Annotated in this window: 16 protein-coding genes and 1 tRNA gene; 8 read left to right on the forward strand and 9 right to left on the reverse strand. The window is 53.3% G+C overall.

Annotation, left to right across the window (positions count from 1 at the left end; all coding sequences use genetic code 11):
- Window positions 1-14 precede the first annotated feature (14 nt).
- Window positions 15-1,658: a multidrug ABC transporter permease/ATP-binding protein gene (locus tag AC07P6_RS09480; RefSeq protein WP_182207414.1), complete on the forward strand. Its 1,644-nt coding sequence runs from the start codon at window positions 15-17 to the stop codon at window positions 1,656-1,658.
- A gap of 165 nt (window positions 1,659-1,823) precedes the next feature.
- On the forward strand, window positions 1,824-3,260 hold the full coding sequence (gene mgtE / locus AC07P6_RS09485) for a magnesium transporter (protein ID WP_110272333.1): 1,437 nt from the start codon (window positions 1,824-1,826) through the stop codon (window positions 3,258-3,260).
- On the opposite strand, the gene AC07P6_RS09490 is transcribed toward mgtE, so the two are convergent.
- Window positions 3,223-4,470, reverse strand: a complete 1,248-nt coding sequence (locus tag AC07P6_RS09490) for a SulP family inorganic anion transporter (RefSeq protein WP_478316098.1) — start codon at window positions 4,468-4,470, stop codon at window positions 3,223-3,225. The genes mgtE and AC07P6_RS09490 overlap by 38 nt on opposite strands.
- Before the next feature lie 282 nt (window positions 4,471-4,752).
- Here AC07P6_RS09490 and mqo point away from each other — a divergent pair, with 282 nt between their 5' ends.
- Window positions 4,753-6,387 (forward strand): malate dehydrogenase (quinone), encoded by a 1,635-nt coding sequence (gene mqo / locus AC07P6_RS09495; RefSeq protein WP_478316099.1) that lies wholly within the window; start codon window positions 4,753-4,755, stop codon window positions 6,385-6,387.
- A 44-nt stretch (window positions 6,388-6,431) separates the two neighbouring features.
- On the opposite strand, the gene eco is transcribed toward mqo, so the two are convergent.
- Window positions 6,432-6,923, reverse strand: a complete 492-nt coding sequence (eco, locus tag AC07P6_RS09500; RefSeq protein ID WP_110272336.1) for a serine protease inhibitor ecotin — start codon at window positions 6,921-6,923, stop codon at window positions 6,432-6,434.
- 341 nt (window positions 6,924-7,264) lie between these two features.
- Between eco and AC07P6_RS09505 the strand changes: the two genes are divergently transcribed.
- On the forward strand, window positions 7,265-7,687 hold the full coding sequence (locus AC07P6_RS09505; protein WP_478316100.1) for a hypothetical protein: 423 nt from the start codon (window positions 7,265-7,267) through the stop codon (window positions 7,685-7,687).
- 59 nt (window positions 7,688-7,746) lie between these two features.
- Here the strand turns inward: AC07P6_RS09505 and AC07P6_RS09510 are convergent, their stop codons facing one another.
- From AC07P6_RS09510 to AC07P6_RS09525, 4 genes are all read right to left on the reverse strand, one after another.
- Window positions 7,747-8,853: an AI-2E family transporter gene (locus AC07P6_RS09510; RefSeq protein WP_478316101.1), complete on the reverse strand. Its 1,107-nt coding sequence runs from the start codon at window positions 8,851-8,853 to the stop codon at window positions 7,747-7,749.
- Between the two features lie 189 nt (window positions 8,854-9,042).
- Window positions 9,043-9,119: transfer RNA gene (locus AC07P6_RS09515), tRNA-Pro, on the reverse strand.
- Between the two features lie 77 nt (window positions 9,120-9,196).
- Window positions 9,197-10,957, reverse strand: a complete 1,761-nt coding sequence (gene yejM / locus AC07P6_RS09520; RefSeq protein WP_434662320.1) for an LPS biosynthesis-modulating metalloenzyme YejM — start codon at window positions 10,955-10,957, stop codon at window positions 9,197-9,199.
- A 19-nt stretch (window positions 10,958-10,976) separates the two neighbouring features.
- A complete protein-coding gene (locus AC07P6_RS09525) occupies window positions 10,977-11,204 on the reverse strand; it encodes a YejL family protein (protein ID WP_112213214.1) in 228 nt (75 codons plus the stop codon).
- A gap of 178 nt (window positions 11,205-11,382) precedes the next feature.
- On the opposite strand from AC07P6_RS09525, the gene yejK reads away from it, so the two are divergent.
- A complete protein-coding gene (gene yejK / locus AC07P6_RS09530) occupies window positions 11,383-12,390 on the forward strand; it encodes a nucleoid-associated protein YejK (protein ID WP_112213043.1) in 1,008 nt (335 codons plus the stop codon).
- A gap of 64 nt (window positions 12,391-12,454) precedes the next feature.
- On the opposite strand, the gene AC07P6_RS09535 is transcribed toward yejK, so the two are convergent.
- On the reverse strand, window positions 12,455-13,213 hold the full coding sequence (locus AC07P6_RS09535) for a DeoR/GlpR family DNA-binding transcription regulator (protein WP_304261066.1): 759 nt from the start codon (window positions 13,211-13,213) through the stop codon (window positions 12,455-12,457).
- An 81-nt stretch (window positions 13,214-13,294) separates the two neighbouring features.
- On the opposite strand from AC07P6_RS09535, the gene AC07P6_RS09540 reads away from it, so the two are divergent.
- A complete protein-coding gene (locus AC07P6_RS09540) occupies window positions 13,295-13,891 on the forward strand; it encodes an NUDIX domain-containing protein (protein ID WP_478316102.1) in 597 nt (198 codons plus the stop codon).
- A gap of 58 nt (window positions 13,892-13,949) precedes the next feature.
- Here the strand turns inward: AC07P6_RS09540 and rplY are convergent, their stop codons facing one another.
- Both rplY and radD read right to left on the reverse strand, forming a co-directional pair.
- The gene (gene rplY, locus AC07P6_RS09545) at window positions 13,950-14,234 is read right to left on the reverse strand and encodes a 50S ribosomal protein L25 (RefSeq protein ID WP_434662324.1); all 285 of its coding nucleotides are present in this window, start codon (window positions 14,232-14,234) and stop codon (window positions 13,950-13,952) included.
- 138 nt (window positions 14,235-14,372) lie between these two features.
- The gene (radD, locus tag AC07P6_RS09550; protein ID WP_110272343.1) at window positions 14,373-16,130 is read right to left on the reverse strand and encodes a DNA repair helicase RadD; all 1,758 of its coding nucleotides are present in this window, start codon (window positions 16,128-16,130) and stop codon (window positions 14,373-14,375) included.
- Window positions 16,131-16,279: 149 nt separating this feature from the next.
- On the opposite strand from radD, the gene rsuA reads away from it, so the two are divergent.
- Together rsuA and AC07P6_RS09560 are read left to right on the forward strand one after the other, a co-directional pair.
- Window positions 16,280-16,999 carry a 16S rRNA pseudouridine(516) synthase RsuA gene (gene rsuA / locus AC07P6_RS09555; protein ID WP_110272344.1) on the forward strand — a complete coding sequence of 240 codons (720 nt, stop codon included), beginning with the start codon at window positions 16,280-16,282 and terminating at the stop codon, window positions 16,997-16,999.
- Window positions 16,996-18,192 (forward strand): Bcr/CflA family multidrug efflux MFS transporter, encoded by a 1,197-nt coding sequence (locus AC07P6_RS09560; protein ID WP_304260662.1) that lies wholly within the window; start codon window positions 16,996-16,998, stop codon window positions 18,190-18,192. Before rsuA ends, AC07P6_RS09560 begins: the two co-directional genes overlap by 4 nt.
- The last annotated feature ends 267 nt before the right edge of the window (window positions 18,193-18,459 follow it).

Raw genomic sequence — 18,459 nt, forward strand, 5'->3', positions numbered from 1 at the left:
GCCCGGGTTGTCTTATGGAACTTCTTCTTCTTGTCTGGCGTCAGTATCGTTGGCCGTTTATCTCCGTCATTGCTTTAAGTCTGCTCAGCGCGGCGCTGGGGATCGGGCTCATCGCCTTTATAAACTTGCGCCTGATGACTATTGCCGATACCTCGCTGACGGTGTTGCCGGAATTTTTGGGCCTACTGTTGCTGCTGATGGCGGTCACGCTTGGCTCACAACTGGCGTTGACGACGCTTGGGCACCACTTCGTCTATCGTCTGCGCGGCGAATTTATTAAGCGTATTCTTGATACCCAAATCGAGAAGATTGAGAAAATCGGCAGCGCGTCGCTGCTGGCCGGTTTAACCAGCGATATTCGCAATATCACTATTGCTTTTGTGCGCCTGCCAGAGCTGGTGCAGGGGATTATTCTTACCTTCGGTTCCGCCGCTTACCTGGCCTGGCTGTCGGGAAAAATGATGCTGATCACTGCGCTGTGGATGGCGTTAACCATCTGGGGCGGCTTTATGCTGGTGTCGCGGGTCTATAAACATATGGCCTCGCTGCGTGAAACCGAAGACAAGCTGTATCACGATTACCAGACGGTTCTCGAGGGGCGTAAAGAGCTGACCCTTAATCGCGAACGCGCTGAATATGTGTTTAACCAGCTGTATCTTCCGGATGCGCGTGAATATCGCCACCATATTGTTCGCGCCGACACCTTCCACCTGAGCGCGGTGAACTGGTCGAATATTATGATGCTGGGCGCAATTGGCCTGGTCTTCTGGATGGCTAATAGCCTCGGGTGGGCCGATACCGCCGTGGCGGCAACCTACTCTCTGACGCTGTTATTTCTGCGCACGCCGCTGCTTTCCGCGGTTGGCGCGCTGCCAACGCTGCTCAGCGCCCAGGTTGCCTTCAATAAGCTGCATAAGTTTTCCCTTGCGCCGTATCGCGCTGAATTCCCCCAGCCCCAGGCGCACCCCCACTGGCAGACTCTGGAATTGCGCGATGTCGCGTTTCATTATCCTGATAACAGCTTTGCCGTGGGACCGATTAATATGACCCTCAAGCGCGGTGAACTGGTGTTCCTGATTGGCGGTAACGGCAGTGGCAAATCGACGTTAGCCATGTTGCTGACCGGTTTATATCAGCCAGTTTCCGGGCAGATCCTGCTCGACGGTCAGCCGATGGCGGCAGATAAACCGGAAGATTATCGTAAGCTGTTTTCGGCGGTATTTACCGATGTCTGGCTGTTCGACAGACTGCTGGGCCCGGAAGGGAAAACGGCGGATTCAGCGCTGGTAGACAAGTGGCTGGATTATCTGAAAATGAGTCACAAGCTTGAGCTGGATAACGGTAAAATTCTCGACCTGAAGCTGTCGAAGGGGCAGAAAAAGCGCGTAGCGCTGCTGCTGGCGCTGGCGGAAGAGCGGGATATCATCATGCTGGATGAGTGGGCGGCGGATCAGGATCCACATTTCCGCCGTGAATTCTACCAGGTGTTGTTGCCGCTCATGCAGCAAATGGGAAAAACCGTTTTTGCCATCAGCCACGATGATCACTATTTTCAGCATGCCGACAGGCTCCTGGAAATGCGCAGCGGCCAGCTATCGGAGCTGACGGGAGAAGAGCGCGTGCTGGCAACCCGCGATGCGGTCGCTCGTACCGCCTGATTGAGATCTATCCCGGAGGCGCTCGCCGGCCTCCGGGAATCCCACCAATTGCTGTTTTTTCCATCGACTGAATTCATAGCGGTTATTATTTCCGCCTCCTCGCGCTATGCTTAAGGCTTCCGGCCTGCTGGTCGGCCAAATATCGTTACAAGGATTGACTGACCGATGTCCGTTTTGCATAAAAAAAGCGCCAGATTGCGCGACGAAGAGCGCGCCCGTCTCATTTGGTTGCTGAGCACCGATAAAGCCGTCACTTCCTCATTGCTGGGTAAATTAACCCTGGCTGAACGCTACGATGAAGGCACGTTGGCTGATGATCTGGCCGAAGTGGAAGTGCTGGTTTCTCACCTTCCGCCTCCGGACCTTGCCGATGCGCTCGAAGCGTTGCCTTACGACGCACGTAACGCGCTCTGGCGGCTGGTAGCCGATGATAAACGTGGCGAGGTGCTGCTCGAAGCATCGGAAAGCGTCTGGGGCGATCTCATCGAAGAGATGAGCGACCATGACCTGCTGTTTGCGCTGCAAAATCTCGATATTGATGAACAGGTCTACCTGCTGCAACACTTACCGCGTGATCTGACCGGACGCCTGCTGGCGACGCTGCCTGCGGATAAGCGTGCACGTATTCGCCAGATGATGCGCTACGCCGATAATACCGTCGGCGCGATCATGGAATTCGAGGTCATCACCGTTCGCCCGGAAGCGACGCTTGCGGCGGTACAGCGCTACCTGCGGCGGCTAGGCAAAATGCCGGAAAACACCGATAAGCTGTTTGTGACCACCCGCAACAAGCTGCTGCTGGGCGAACTGGAATTACAAACCATCCTGCTTAACAATGCGCAGAAGCGGGTAGGGGAAGTGATGGAAGGCGATCCGGTCACCTTCCAGCCGCATGAAGATGCAGAAAAAGTGGCGCGAACGTTTGAACGTGATGACTTACTTAGCGCCGCCGTTATTGATGCTGACGGCAAGTTAATGGGGCGTTTGACCATCGATGAGATCGTCGATGTGGTCTACGAAGAGACCGACAACGATTTACGCCGAATGGGTGGTTTGAGTAACGATGACGACGTGTTTGCCCCGGTGAGCAAAGCGGTGAAAACCCGCTGGGCCTGGCTGGCGGTGAATTTGTGCACCGCGTTTATCGCCTCCCGCGTTATTGATGGTTTTGAACATACTATTTCGCAATTGGTCGCGCTGGCCTCGCTGATGCCGATTGTCGCTGGGATCGGCGGCAACACCGGTAATCAGACAATCACCATGATCGTCCGTGCGATGGCGTTGCAGCACATTCAGCCGGGAAGTTTCACCTTTCTGATTCTGCGCGAAATGGGCGTTGCGCTGATCAACGGGATCGTCTGGGGCGGGATCATGGGCGCCATAACCTGGTGGCTGTACGACGATCCGCAGCTTGGTGGCGTGATGACGCTGGCAATGATGCTGAACCTGCTGATGGCGGCGATGATGGGTGTGATTATCCCGATGGTGATGGTCAAGCTGGGGCGCGATCCGGCGGTCGGCTCTAGCGTGATGATTACCGCTATCACCGACACCGGTGGATTCTTTATTTTTCTTGGGCTGGCGACGATTTTTCTGATGTAGCCTGCGGTTTATTGCGCAGGTGGCGGGGGATCAGGGCCATTGAGACCAGACCCGCCAGAACGCCAATCGCCAGATTGCTGGTGCCGACGGTCGCGCCGACGGTCACCAGCATCACCAGCGTTTCCGGCCAGGGATTATGCGCCAGCTCCGTCGGACGAATACTGTGCCAGCTAAAGGTTTTCACCGCCACAATCACCATCACCCCGGCGAGAACGGCCATCGGAATTTTTGCCATCACTTCGCTTAATGCGGTCACTAACAGCAATAGCACCAGGGCAGCGGCAATCGTGGAGACGCGGCTGCGGGCTTTGCCCATTTCGACGTTAACAATGGTCTGACCGATCATCGCGCATCCGGCAATGCCGCCATAAAACCCGGCAAGAATATTGGCAATCCCCAGACCAGCGCTCTCACGCGATTTACTGGAAGGGGTATGGGTCAGGTCATCGACTAATTTAGCCGTCAGCAGCGACTCCATCAGGCCGACAAAGGCGATACTGAGCGCGCAGGGCCAGATAATTTGCAGCGTTGTTAAGTCCAGCGGCACTATCAGGCTGGTCAATCCGGGTAATCCGCCGCCCATCGGGCCCTCATCGCCAACGGTAGGCAGCAGTTGGCCGCTGAAAACGGTAAACAGAGTCAGCAGAACGATAGCAATCAGCGGCGAGGGGATGGCCTTGATATAGCGCGGTGCCCACAGCACAATCAACAGCGTTAAAACAAACAAGCCGATAATCAGCGGTTGCTTGCTCCAGAAATGCGGTACCTGGGCAAAAAAAATCAGGATCCCTAGCGCATTGACGAAACCGGTCATCACCGCCTGCGGAATAAAGCGCATCAGGCGCGCCATACCGCATACACCAAACAAAATTTGAATCATCCCCGCAAGAATGACCGCAGGCAGAATATAGCCAACGCCATGTTGGTGCACCATTGGCCCGATGACCAGCGCGACTGAACCGGCAGCGGCGGTGACCATGGCCGGTCTACCGCCCAGTACCGACATCGCAAGACACAGCACCACAGAAGCGACCAGGCTAACCTTTGGGTCAACGCCAGCAATAACGGAGAAGGAGATAACCTCGGGGATCAGGGCTAGTGCGGTCAGCACGCCTGCCAGGGTTTCGCGCGTCAGTAGCGCGGGCGAACGCAGTATCTGGCTTAATGTGCCAGCGTTGCCGATGGTAGCGGAATCAGAAACAGGGGGCATAAAAAAAGTTCGCAGATTATAAAAAAAACGGATGTGGTATCAGCCGATGCTTTCGTGCGGTCTGTCACAAAACCGGGGATGATAGCGCGGAAATAGACTTCACACCAGTACAAAATGTGATTTGTGATACACATTTATTAAACATTTTTATAACAGATCTCAAAACTAAACTTAAAATTTAAACAATATTTAAATTTTTTTTCTTCAGTGTTACCTTTGAAGCCGAGAATCGTTTCACCTGCGCTATATAACAAAAGCGAGTAAAAGTAAGGCTCAAATTCGATGAAGAAAAAGATGGCCGTACCCAGCTCACAGGCGGTTGGTTCCAATAACACTCGGACCAACACCCGCCATGAGCAAGAGACGGATGTATTGTTGATCGGCGGCGGCATCATGAGCGCCACGTTGGGAACCTGGCTCCAGGAACTGGAACCAGATTGGTCTATTACCATGGTCGAGCAGATGTCCAGCGTCGCTGAAGAGAGCTCGAACGGCTGGAACAACGCGGGTACCGGACATGCCGCGCTGATGGAGCTGAACTATACGCCGCAAACTGCTAACGGAATTAATATCGATAAAGCGGTTGATATCAACGAATCCTTCCAGATTTCTCGTCAGTTTTGGGCCCACCAGGTGACGCGCGGCATTCTCAATAAGCCGAAATCCTTTATTAACAGCGTGCCGCACATGAGCTTTGTGTGGGGAGAGGATAACGTCAACTTCCTGCGCGCTCGCTACGCGGCTTTGCAGCAAAGCGAACTGTTCCGCGGCATTCGCTACTCTGAAGATCATCAACAAATTAAACAGTGGGCTCCGCTGGTGATGGAAGGGCGCGATCCGCAGCAGAAAGTGGCCGCCACCCGCACGGAAATGGGCACCGACGTCAACTACGGTGAAATTACCCGTCAGCTGATTGCCGGGCTGAAAACTCATGAAAATTTCTCTCTGCAATTGGGAACGGTGGTGCGCCGCTTTAAGCGCAATGCCGACAAGAGCTGGACCGTGACGCTGGCGGATGCCAACAATCGTCATCAGAAACGCGTCATCAAAGCCAAATTTATCTTTATCGGTGCTGGTGGTGCGGCCCTGACCCTGTTGCAGGAAACCGGTATTGCGCAGGCCAAAGAGTATGCGGGCTTCCCGGTCGGCGGGCAGTTCCTGGTGTGCGAGAACCCGGAAGTGGTCGAGCATCACCTGGCGAAAGTCTATGGTCAGGCAGAGGTGGGCGCGCCGCCAATGTCGGTTCCGCATATTGACACCCGTATTATCGACGGTAAGCGCGTGGTGTTGTTTGGGCCGTTTGCCACCTTCTCAACGCGTTTCCTGAAAAACGGCTCGCTGTGGGATCTGCTGGCCTCCACTAATACCTCGAACATCATGCCGATGCTCAACGTGGGCCTGGATAACTTCGATCTGGTGAAATACCTGATTAGTCAGGTGCTGCAAAAAGACAAAGATCGCCATGCGGCGCTGTGCGAGTACTATCCTGAGGCGCGCAAAGAAGACTGGCGCTTATGGCAGGCAGGTCAGCGCGTGCAGATTATCAAACGCGATAAGAAGATAGGCGGCGTTCTGCGTCTCGGAACCGAAGTGGTCAGCGATGATGAAGGGACCGTGGCAGCGCTGCTGGGCGCATCGCCAGGGGCTTCTACCGCCGCGCCGATTATGCTGCAGCTGATGGAAAAGGTGTTTAAGGACAAGGTCGATTCAGCAGCCTGGCAGGCGAAGCTGAAAGAGATAGTGCCGAGCTACGGTACGCGTCTGGATGGCAATGCGGCTGAAATCGAAAAGGCGCTGGCGTGGACCAGTGAAGTGCTGGAGTTACACTATGAGCCGATTACCGTGGCTGATGATGTTCCGCAGGCGGAGCTGAAGCTGCTGCCGGAAGGCAAACCTATTGCTGATATTGCGTTGTAACCCATTGTCCGGCGGCTCAGGCCGCCGGATTCTATCCTCAGGCATTAACGTTCAACGGCATTGCCGATGGTCTCGTCCGCTCTCCAGATACGATATTTCACTTCAATGTTAGCCGGGGTATACACCACGATAGGCAGTTTGCTGTTGTAGCGCAGCATTCCTGCATCACCCAGCCCTGCGGTCACAAATTGCTGCTCTTTTTTACCGTCCGGGCAAGCCATCATTGTTGAGACCGGCGAGGTCACTTTATCAAATACGTAGTAGTCGTAGCCCCAGCCTTCAAGGGTTTTGCTTTCTAGTTGACCGCCCAGGCGGTGACGATTGCAGTCGACTTCCAGCGTTTGGCCAATCATCAGCTCAACTTTTAACACCGATTCATCCTGCTGTTGCGGGAGCTGAATCACCTGACGCTTCATCCCTTTTTCAGCCTGCGGGTAGGGGGCGATTTTTTCCAGCGGCTGTTCTGCGGCCAGGGCGCTGGTGGAAATGCAGGCAACGGCCAGCAGGGAAACGGCGAACGTAGTGATTTTTTTCACGTGAGTAATCCTTTGTTATCAATCCTCAACGGGATAAGAGTAGCATCACTGCGCTGAATGGTAAGTGTTATTTACCAAAATTTTCATAATTACTAGTTATAAATTCTGCTTTTGGTTTTATGGGCGTACCACACTATTTTTAGCACTCTGGACTCCATGCGTTGAAGCTATTATTGACGAGTGGGATTTTTACGTTGATTGTAGTCAAAAAATGAATTAATTAACCTATGAAATTATTTCATTCGATATTTTCCTCGGCAATAAACTAAAATGATTAATAAAGGGAATTAATAAAAATGGAATTGTTATTTTATGTGACTAATTGATATGAGTGATGGTAGATGAAAGTGAATAAAGTTTTACTGGTTGTTGTGCTGGGTGTCTCTTCAGTCTTGATGGGGTGTACCTCCGAGTCTCAGCGGCTGGCAAACTGCGAAGCCAAAGGTATTTCCAAAGACAGCTGCTATTTAGCGGAACAAAACCGTCAGGCTACTATGAATGCGGCCTATGAAAAGCAGGCGTTAGAAAACGCCGCCGCTGCGGTGCAGCATGGCCAAAGCGCGAAGGTGAAAACGAAGCATTTTGCCGGTATGGAGATCAAAGGCACCAGTACTGGCTTGAGCATTGATGGTAAACCGGCGGCAGTTATCGAGAAGAATAAAGACGCAACCGTTTATCAGCAGGGGCTTTATAATTTTATCGTCTACGCCAATGGTAAGATTGCTGTGACTCAGGATGGCGTGTTTAAGGGCTATGCCAAGTAATCAGTTAAGCCATGGCGTCAAACAGGGGGAAATTTCCCCCTGTTTGTGATGGGAATTCGCTACTCCTCGCGGTTTTTTCCCTCTTCCAAAAAATCCTCATCGATCTCATCGATATTCCCGGCGTGATCGCGCCCGGAGAGAAGGTTCCAGCAAGCGATAAACAGCGCGGCAATCAACGGGCCGATAACAAAGCCATTGATACCATAGATTTCCATCCCACCAAGGGTAGATATCAGGATCAGATAGTCCGGCATTTTGGTATCTTTGCCCACCAGCAGAGGGCGGAGGATGTTATCCACCAGACCTACCACTATCACGAAGAAGCCAACGATAAAGGCACCTTGCCATATCTGTCCGGTGGCAAAAAGATAGACAGCCGCCGGGACCCAGATAATCGCGGAGCCCACCGCCGGGATAAGCGACAGAAATGCCATCAGCGCGCCCCACAAGATGCTGCCATCAATACCGACAATCCAGAATGCCAGTCCGCCAAGCGCGCCCTGGGCAATCGCCACCGCGACGGTTCCTTTTACCGTTGCCCGCGCGACGGCGGCAAATTTAGCAAACAGGTGCTGTTTAACGTGATTTGACAGTGGCAAAGACTCAAGAATTTGCCTCACCAGCTGCGGACCATCTTTCAGCAGGAAAAACAGTAAATAGAGCATGATGCCGAAGCTGACGGTAAAACCGAAGGTACCTTTGCCAATCAGGAATGCGCTCCCGGCAAGATACTGACCCCCTTTTAGGGCAACGTCAGAAAGCTGCTGCTGAATTTGGTCGGCGCTATCCAGGTTATGCTCAGAGAGGAAGCTGCGGGCCCATTCCGGCAGGTGGGCAAATAGGCTGGCGACTACCGTCGGAAACTGAGTGTCGTTGTGCTGTAGCTTGGTGTAAACCACATTCAATTCAAAGGCCAGCGACGAGAGAATAATCGCCAGTGGGGTGAAGACGATCAGACAAATAATCACGACGGTAAGCAGTGACGCCAGCCCGTTGCGCTCATTCAGGCGGCTACGCAGTTTGTTCTTAACGGGGTTGAAGATGACCGCCAGAATCGCCGCCCATAAAATAGCTGAATAATAAGGGGAAAGAACGTCGAAAAACGCGAGGGTGACGATCAGCAGAATCAGGATGAAAAATCCTTTTGTAAGTCCATTAACTCTCATGTAAATCCTTCAGGGAAATGACGTATACCATAAAATAATAGAAGTTTTTCCTCGATTTACAATCGGAGTGGTGGCGGTTTCTTGATAAAACTGATGGGATCATTGAGCATTAAAAAACCCGCAAACTCAAAGAGAATGCGGGTTCTTAAGGGGGTACCGGTCGTTGAAACAACTTACCGATGAATGATTTGGTCGGCACGGAGAGATTCGAACTCTCGACCCTCGCCACCCCATGACGATGCGCTACCAGGCTGCGCTACGTGCCGATTTGTGGGGAACAATATTACCCGTTCCCCAACTGAATGCAAGCCGGGAAATGACTGATTGATTCATAAATAATCAATCAGTTAGCGATGAAGCGTTTTTCATCGGTCAGCACCTGCAGCAGTAAGCTGAGCTGCGGTTTTTGAGCCTTAACCTTCTCACCTTCGCTGTTCCAGGTATTGTAAGTCCCGTTGTGATTGAGCACGACGGTGACTCTTGGCGTAGTAATTGCCAGCGTATCACTATTGGCTGCGGTCACCCAGGCACGACGACGGGCGGCGCTAAACAGGTCTTCACCCTGGGAATACTCGTTTGCCGGAGTGGAAACGTGCAGCAGACGTTGCATCAACGTCGTCATCACGTCTTTGTTATCTGTCAACGTAGTAATTTCCTGTGCCGGTGTGCCGGGCCAGTGAATTACTAATGGAACCTGCAGTTGCTCACGAGACCAGCCAAACTGCTCATGCTGAGGATTCAGCGGCATACCATGGCCTGCCGTCACGATAACCACCGTGTTGTCCAGCTTGCCTGATTCGCGCAGCGCGTTCAGTACCCGGCCAATTTGCGTGTCGACATCGCCAGCGGCGCGGCTGTAGCGGCGAACAAAGTTTTGCTGCTGGCCGTTATCGAAGGTGGTGCCGTTGAGCGAAACCCATGAGAACCAGCGGTTTTCATCCTGGGCGTAGCGATCCAGCCAGTTAATCCACTGGCTTGCTGTTTGCTCATCGCTTTGCGTTTTCGCGACTGGCAGCGAGAAGTCTGAGAGCAGCGCCTGGCGATAAAGCGGGCTGCTAAAACCGTCTGACGAGAACAGCCCCAACTGATAGCCCTGCTGATTCAGTGAGGTAATCAGCGCCGCAGGGATACGGGCTGACAATACGCCATCCATATAGCCTGGAGAAATCCCGTAGAACAGGCCAAAGAAGCCGCTGTCGGCGGTGTTACCAGAGCTCATATGCTGGGTGAAGTTGACGCTTTCTTTCGCGAAACCGGCCAGCACTGGCATGTTTTTCTCAAAGCGGGAGTAGTTAAGGTTATCAACGGTGATAAGCAACACGTTATAACCGGCGCCGAGATCGCGATAATGCAGATCGCTCAGCGGATACTGTACCGAGACCGCTTCCGGTGCGCCTTGCTCTACCAGACGGCGCTGATAGTCCTGTGCGTCAAGTAAACCGTGTTTTTCCAGGAAGCGGCGGGCCGTCATCGGATAGGAAAGCGGCAGATTCGCCCGCTGCATGGTTATCGGGCGATAGAAATTCGCATCCGCCCAGATATAGACAAGATGGCTGCTAATAAAAGAGATAAAGAAGAACCAGGCAACCGGACGGGCGTAGTGGCGGCGGCGCGTCAGGCTGCGTAGCTTCTGCCAGCTCCAGGTTGCAAAGAGCATTTCCAGCAGGAAGATAACGGGCACGCTGATAAACATCAGCTGCCAGTCACGGGCCATCTCGTTCTGATCGGGGTTAATCACCAGTTCCCAGACAAAGGGGTTGAGATGCAGGTGGAAGCGGGTGAAAACTTCGCTATCGATCAGCAGCAGCGTCATGCCTGCGGTCGCCAGAATGACCGAGATAAAACGCATTAAACGCTGCGAGATGACGATAAAAGTCAGAGGGAAAAGAATCAGTACATAGCTGGTAAAAACCAGAAAGCTGAAGTGACCAACGAGGCTGACGTACGAGAAAATACGTCCAGCAAGCGTCGTTGGCCAGTCGGCGACAAAAAGATAGCGACTGCCGAGCGCCATTGCCAACAACATGTTGAACAGGGCGAACCAGTGTCCCCAACTGACCATCTGGGAGACTTTTTCTCGGTAGGGCTGACGTAGAGTCACCATATACTGTTGTTCGTTATCCTTAGTGCGCCGGATCGTCGTTGATAGATGACTGCAACGCTTGGGCAAAAGAACGGGCGATAGCCTGACGCTGCGCCGGCGCGACGCTACTATTGATCAGGTTGGTCACCATATTGCCCAGCACCATCAGTGAAAGGTCAACGGGGGCTTTGTGTGTTTCCAGAACGCTCGTCAGCTCGCTGAGCAGCTGTTCGACTTGTTCATCGCTATAGCGGGATATTTGCGGCATAAACTCAAAATCTGTCTGTTCGTGAAAGGGCAACATATTACCGTAGCAGCGGCTTTTTTTCCGCATTTTTTCACCACGGCGTAAAAGCGCGCGGCTTCGCTCGTAAAGAGCGACGTGCTGGTTGCGTCGTCGTCCCTGCAGTGGTTGAATACTTCCCAGTCTAAAAGGAGAGTTTAACATGAGTCTGGATATCGACCAGATTGCCCTGCATCAGTTAATCAAACGTGATGAACAAAATCTGGAACTGGTGCTGCGCGAGTCATTGCTGGAACCGACTGCGACGGTTGTGGAGATGATGGCCGAACTGCATCGTGTCTACAGCGCAAAAAATAAAGCCTACGGTTTGTTCACCGAAGAGAGCGAGTTGGCTCAGTCCCTGCGCCAGCAGCGTCAGGGTGAAGAGGAGTTTCTGCCATTTAGCCGAGCGGCGACCGGTCGCCTGCGTGACGAATTAGCGAAATATCCTTTTGCTGAAGGCGGTATTGTCCTGTTTTGTCAGTATCGTTATCTGGCGGTCGAATATTTGCTGGTAGCCGTGCTGAATAACTTAAGTAGCATGCGCGTTAATGAAGAGCTCGATATCAGTTCCACCCACTATCTGGATATCAATCACGCCGATATCGTTGCGCGTATTGATTTAACCGAATGGGAAACTAATCCGGAGTCCACCCGTTATCTGACCTTCTTAAAAGGCCGGGTAGGGCGTAAAGTTGCCGACTTCTTTATGGATTTCCTCGGTGCCAGCGAAGGGTTGAACGCAAAAGCGCAGAACCGTGGTCTGCTGCAGGCGCTGGATGATTTCGCCGCCGATGCGCAACTGGATAAATCTGAGCGCCAGAATGTGCGCCAGCAGGTATATAGCTATTGCAACGAACAGCTGCAGGCCGGTGAGGAAATCGAGCTGGAGTCGCTGTCCAAAGAGCTGGCGGGCGTCAGCGAGAAGACCTTCCAGGAGTTTACCGCCGAACAAGGCTATGAACTGGAAGAGAGCTTCCCGGCAGACCGCAGCACTTTACGTCAGTTAACTAAGTTTGCTGGCAGCGGCGGCGGGTTAACCATCAACTTTGATGCCATGTTGCTGGGTGAGCGTGTGTTCTGGGATCCGGCAACGGATACCTTAACCATTAAAGGCACCCCGCCAAACTTGCGCGATCAGCTGCAGCGCCGAACCTCCGGCGGAAAGTAAATGACAAAAATCCCGGCGCTGAGTCGGGATTTTTACTTCTGGACTCTGGCCTGAAAGCGGTGAACTAGAAGGTGTAAAGGGTTTCTACCCCATCAATGGCTAATTGCTGGCGTAGTACATCATCTAACGGCGTATCCACAATCAGTGTACTAGCGAGGCTTAATTCGCCGATGGTAAAGGCCGAAGCGGAGTTGAGCTTTTCTTGTGATGCCATCACCACCGTTTCGGCTGCTCGTGCCGCAAGCGCGCGCTTAATCCCCGCTTCTTCATAATCACCCGTGGTTAATCCGGTTCGATGATGTACGCCTGTGACGCCCATAAAAAACAGGTCGGCATTGATGCGGGAAATACTTTCCAGCGCGTTTGCGCCCACGCTAACTACCGAATGTTTGAATAGCCGACCGCCAATCAAAATCACTTCTATCAGCGGTTTTTCCACCAGTTCGACGGCGATCCCCGGGCTATGAGTCACCACTGTACACGCCAGGTCATTCGGCAGCAGGCGCGCCATCTCTCCGGTCGTGGTTCCGCCGTCGATAATCACCACCTGACCGGGTTGAATAAGCTCCACTGCGCGTTGAGCGATTACCTGCTTTGAAGGGATTTGCACGTTTTTTCTTGTTTCAATAGGCGCGATTGCCGCGGAAACCGGCAGCGCGCCGCCGTGCACCCGCTGCAATTTACCTTCCGCAGCCAGTTCTCGCAGATCCCGGCGAATGGAGTCCTCTGAAACGCTAAAACGCTGGCTGAGATCGCCTGACATCACCTGTTTTTCCTCGGCGAGGATATGCAAAATCTGCTGTTTTCTCTGGCTGGCAAGCATCGAAAATACCTTCATGAGTGATCTTGTTTGTGCACGATTATGCATGTTATGGTGCTCGCTGTCACCAAAAAGGGGAAAAACATGCACGCTGATGCGCCGCGCGTTCGCCATATCCGCGAAACGCTATTATCGGACAACTGGTACACGCTGAAAACCTACACGTTTGAGTTACTGCGCCGGGACGGGCGCTGGCAGGAGCAGAGTCGGGAAGCTTACGACCGCGGTAATGGCGCGGTGATTTTGCTCTACAACCGGGAAAAGCAAACGGTCGTGCTGGTTCGTCAGTTTCGCTTTCCGGTGTGGATTAACGGTCATGACGGTTTTTTGATCGAAGCTGCCGCCGGACTACTGGATAATGTCTCGCCAGAGGAGCGGATCATCGCCGAGGCTGAAGAGGAGACCGGTTTTCGCGTCACGCGTATTGAACCGGTATTTACGGCCTATATGAGCCCCGGGTCGGTGACGGAAAAGCTCTACTTTTTTATTGCGGAATACTCCTCGGACGACAGGCGTAGCGATGGTGGGGGACTGGCTGCGGAAGGGGAGGATATTGAGGTGCTGGAGTGGCCGCTTGAGCAGGCTCTGGAGGCTATCCGCAATGGTGAGATCGTCGATGCGAAAACGATTATGCTGTTGCAGCATCTGGCGCTGAATACGTCAACGCTGTTAGCTCTATAAACAAAACGCCCCGGACCTTGCGGGCCGGGGCGTTTGCCATACAACGTTCAGTCGGCGATTAAGCGCGAACGAAGTCGATGTGAGACAGTTTTGGCTTGAACGGGTGACGCTGAACAGCCTGAGCTTTAACTTTCTCTTCTTTGCCATCGATAACGATGGTCAGGACTTCGCTGTAGAACTCAGCATTGGTCTGCATGTTCCACACTTTGTCTTGATCCATTTCAATCGCTACTGGAGCAGCTTCGCCGCCATAGATGATGGCTGGGAATTTGTTAGCTGCACGCAGGCGGCGGCTCGCACCCTTACCCTGCTCTTTACGTACTTCTGCGTTGATAGTAAACATTGACGTCTCTCTATATATAAATCCTGCCACAGGCGACCCAGCAGCAGGCAGATTATCTGCTTTTGCGAATACAAAAGCGGGCGGCATTATAGCCGCCAAACGTTTTTACGGCAATGAAAACCTCAGCCATTAGGGCGATTAGCGCAGCTCATTGGCCCGGCGAAAGCGCCCTTGATAATCGAACACTTTTTCCCGTACCTGCCAGTATTGCCCCTTCATACGCGCCACAACAAAATCCGGATGGCGCAGAAGTGCTTGCTGGGTGAGGATGTCAGCAGGCGTTATCCAGCGCAGCGGCACGCCAGGCGTGCGGGTGTGGGGGCGGATAAATAGCTGTTCAAAGGCCATGCGCTGGGCAGGTGTATGCAGACGGAAGCGCTCACTTACGTCCGCGCCATCCTCATCATGATAGGTGATTTTCAACCACGCGCCTTTGTCATCCGCTCCGTGCTGAAGGTCCATACCGCTACAGCGCAATACCAGCGCATCCTTCAGCTTCAGCGCCGCTTTGAGCATGTCATCCGGGTCGACCAAGATAGTGTCGCATTCGCGGCAGCGGCGGGCGGCGATATCGTTTTCCGCATTACACTGCGGGCAATTTTTAAAGCGGAAGCGAAAGTCGCACTGTTCGCGATGGCCTTCGTCATCCTCAAACCAGCCCTGGCAGCGGCGGCCAAAGTGCTCAATCAGCGTGCCATCGGCGGTGGTTTTTCCCCAGAAAGTATTAGCGAAACCACAGGCCGGGCAGAAAACTTGCACCGGCACGTTATCGCTTTTCCCTTTAGGCGCGCCCACTTCCGGCGCGTACAGGTCATGCGGGTTACCAGCGTAGTCGAGAATCAGACAGTCGGTTTTGCCCGGCGACAGGCGCAGGCCGCGACCGACGATTTGTTGGTAAAGACTCACCGACTCGGTAGGGCGCAGAATGGCGATCAGATCGACATGCGGCGCATCAAAGCCGGTGGTCAGGACCGCGACGTTGACCAGATAGCGATACTGCTGGGCCTTAAACGCTTCAATAATTCGGTCACGCTCCGGTCCCGGCGTTTCGCCGGTGATCAATGCTGCTTCACCGCTCGGGAGTAAGCCAGTTACTTCGCTTGCATGTTCGACGGTGGCGGCGAAAATCATCACCCCTTTGCGCGTTTGGGCAAATTCAACGATTTGGCTGACGATATGCGGCGTGACGCGCTGCTGTTTTTTCAGCTCAACGTTCAGGTCGGCCTCGCTAAACAGGCCGTTACTTTGTGCCTGGAGACGGCTGAAGTCATACTGCACCACCGGCATATCCAGCCGCTCTGGTGGCGTCAGGTAGCCGTTCTTAATCATATAGCGCAGCGGCAGCTCGTAGATGCAGTCGCGAAACAGCGCTTTTTCATCGCCACGTACCATGCCGTGATAATGAAACTGGTAAATCCAGCCTTTACCAAGGCGAAAAGGGGTGGCGGTTAGCCCGAGCAGACGTAGATGCGGATTGACCTGCTGAAGGTGGCTGATGATCTGCTGATACTGGCTGTCATCGTCGTCGCTGATGCGGTGGCACTCATCGACGATCAGCAACGAAAACTCGCCCTGAAACTGGTCAAGATTGCGGGCCACCGATTGCACGCTGCCAAACACCACTTTTCCGTGGCTCTCTTTACGCTTCAGGCCTGCGGCGAAGATATCCGCTTCCAGGCCGAGTGCGCGATACTTTGCGTGGTTCTGCGCCACCAGCTCTTTGACGTGTGCGAGTACCAGCACGCGACCGCGCGCCAGCCGCGCCAGTTCGGCGATGACCAGGCTTTTACCTGCGCCGGTCGGTAAGACGATGGCGGCAGGTTCATGGTGACGGCGAAACCAGGCGAGCGTGGCGTCGACCGCCTCTTTTTGGTAGGGGCGTAATGTAAAAGTCATGAATTTATGGCGGTTAATTAACTCGCGAATAGTATGCCACGAATCTTTTCCCTTGAGTGGTGTTAAGAGCTCGTTATACTAACCCGTGATATTCTTCTTTTTCGGGCGAGTTGCCCGCTCCAGCACTCTTTACAGGCTAAAAAAATCTCATGCGACTTGATAAGTTTATCGCTCAGCAACTTGGCGTTAGTCGGGCTATTGCCGGGCGTGAAATCCGCGGCAGCCGCGTTACCGTGGATGGCGAAATTGTAAAAGACTCTTCCTTCAAGCTTCTACCGGAGCATGATGTCGAGTATGACGGCAATACGCTGACTCAACAAAACGGCCCGCGCTACTTTATGCTCAACAAGCCGCAGGGGTACGTTTGTTCTACCGACGATCCGGATCATCCGACGGTACTCTATTTCCTCGATGAGCCGGTGGCCCACAAGCTGCACGCGGCAGGACGTCTGGATATCGACACCACCGGCCTGGTGCTGATGACCGATGATGGTCAGTGGTCTCACCGCATTACTTCCCCGCGCCATCACTGTGAAAAAACCTATCTGGTGGAGCTGGAAAACCCGGTTGATGAAACCACCGCCGAGCAGTTTGCTAAAGGCGTTCAACTGCACAATGAGAAAGAGCTGACCAAACCAGCGGTGCTGGAAGTGGTAACACCGACCGAAGTCCGCCTGACCATTAGCGAAGGGCGTTACCATCAGGTTAAGCGGATGTTTGCCGCTGTCGGTAACCACGTAGTGGAGTTACACCGCGAACGTATTGGCGACATTGCCCTTGATGAGTCGCTGGCCCCTGGTGAATATCGTCCGCTGACGGAAGCTGAAATAGCCAGCGTCGGCGGCCAACATGCGCGGAGTAAAACGTGACGGCAAAGAAGAATTCGTCATTAGGAATTGTGTTTATTCTTGGCCTGCTGGCCATGTTGATGCCGCTGTCGATTGATATGTATCTCCCGGCGCTGCCGGTGATTTCGGCGCAGTTCAATGTGCCTGATGGCAGCGCGCAGATGACGCTCAGCACCTATATTCTGGGCTTTGCTGTGGGTCAGCTTTTATATGGCCCGATGGCTGACAGTATCGGGCGTAAACCGGTTATTCTCGGCGGAACGCTGGTTTTCGCGGCGGCGGCGGTGGCCTGCGCGCTGTCGCAGACTATCGATATGTTGATTACGATGCGCTTCTTTCATGGCCTGGCGGCTGCGGCGGCAAGCGTGGTGATTAACGCCCTGATGCGCGATATCTATCCAAAAGAAGAGTTCTCGCGGATGATGTCGTTCGTCATGCTGGTGACCACCGTCGCGCCGCTGGTGGCGCCAATGGTTGGCGGGGCGGTGCTGGTGTGGTTCAGCTGGCATGCTATTTTCTGGATCCTGGCGGTGGCGGCGCTGTTAGCGTCGATGATGATCGCTTTCTTCATTAGCGAAACCCTGCCGCCAGAGCGGCGACAAAAGTTTCATATCCGCACTACGCTTGGCAATTTTGCTACCCTGTTCCGCCACAAACGAGTTCTGAGCTATATGCTGGCGAGCGGTTTTAGCTTTGCCGGGATGTTCTCGTTTTTGAGTGCGGGTCCGTTTGTCTATATCAATATCAACCACGTTTCGCCGCAGCACTTTGGCTACTATTTTGCGCTGAACGTCGTTTTCCTGTTCGTTATGACCATTATCAATAGCCGGTTTGTGCGGCGGGTTGGGGCGGTAAACATGTTCCGCGCCGGGCTGTGGATCCAGTTCGCGATGGCCGTGTGGATGGTGGTCTGTGCGCTGTTTGATGTTGGTTTTTGGGCGTTAGTGTTTGGCGTTGCCGCGTTTATCGGCTGCGTTTCCATGGTTTCTTCAAACGCGATGGCGGTTATTCTTGATGAATTTCCGCATATGGCAGGGACGGCCTCTTCGCTGGCGGGAACCTTCCGCTTCGGGATTGGGGCGATTGTCGGTGCACTCCTCTCAATGGCGACCTTTACCACCGCCTGGCCGATGCTGATTTCTATCGCCGTCTGTGCCAGCAGCTCCATTCTCTTTTATCTCTATGCCAGCCGACGGCGAAAAGCCGCACGTTGAGCTACATCGAGGGGGCGATTTCGCCCCTTTTTTGATGCATATCAACCGAAACTCGCTTCTCGGTTTAGCAATTTGTTTCTTTTATGTAAAATCAGATCGCTTAAAAAGTCGCATTGTTGCGATAAAAAAGTTGTTTTAGATCACAGAAACGGGTACATATAGCCCGAAGATGTTCCATCTGCACGATTTTAAACTTTTACATTACAACCCAATAACACAGATATTATACCGGTGTAAGCGTTTTCCGTGCGGAATCAGGACTATTTG

It is taken from the genome of Klebsiella sp. GFKo11 (genome assembly GCF_056490265.1).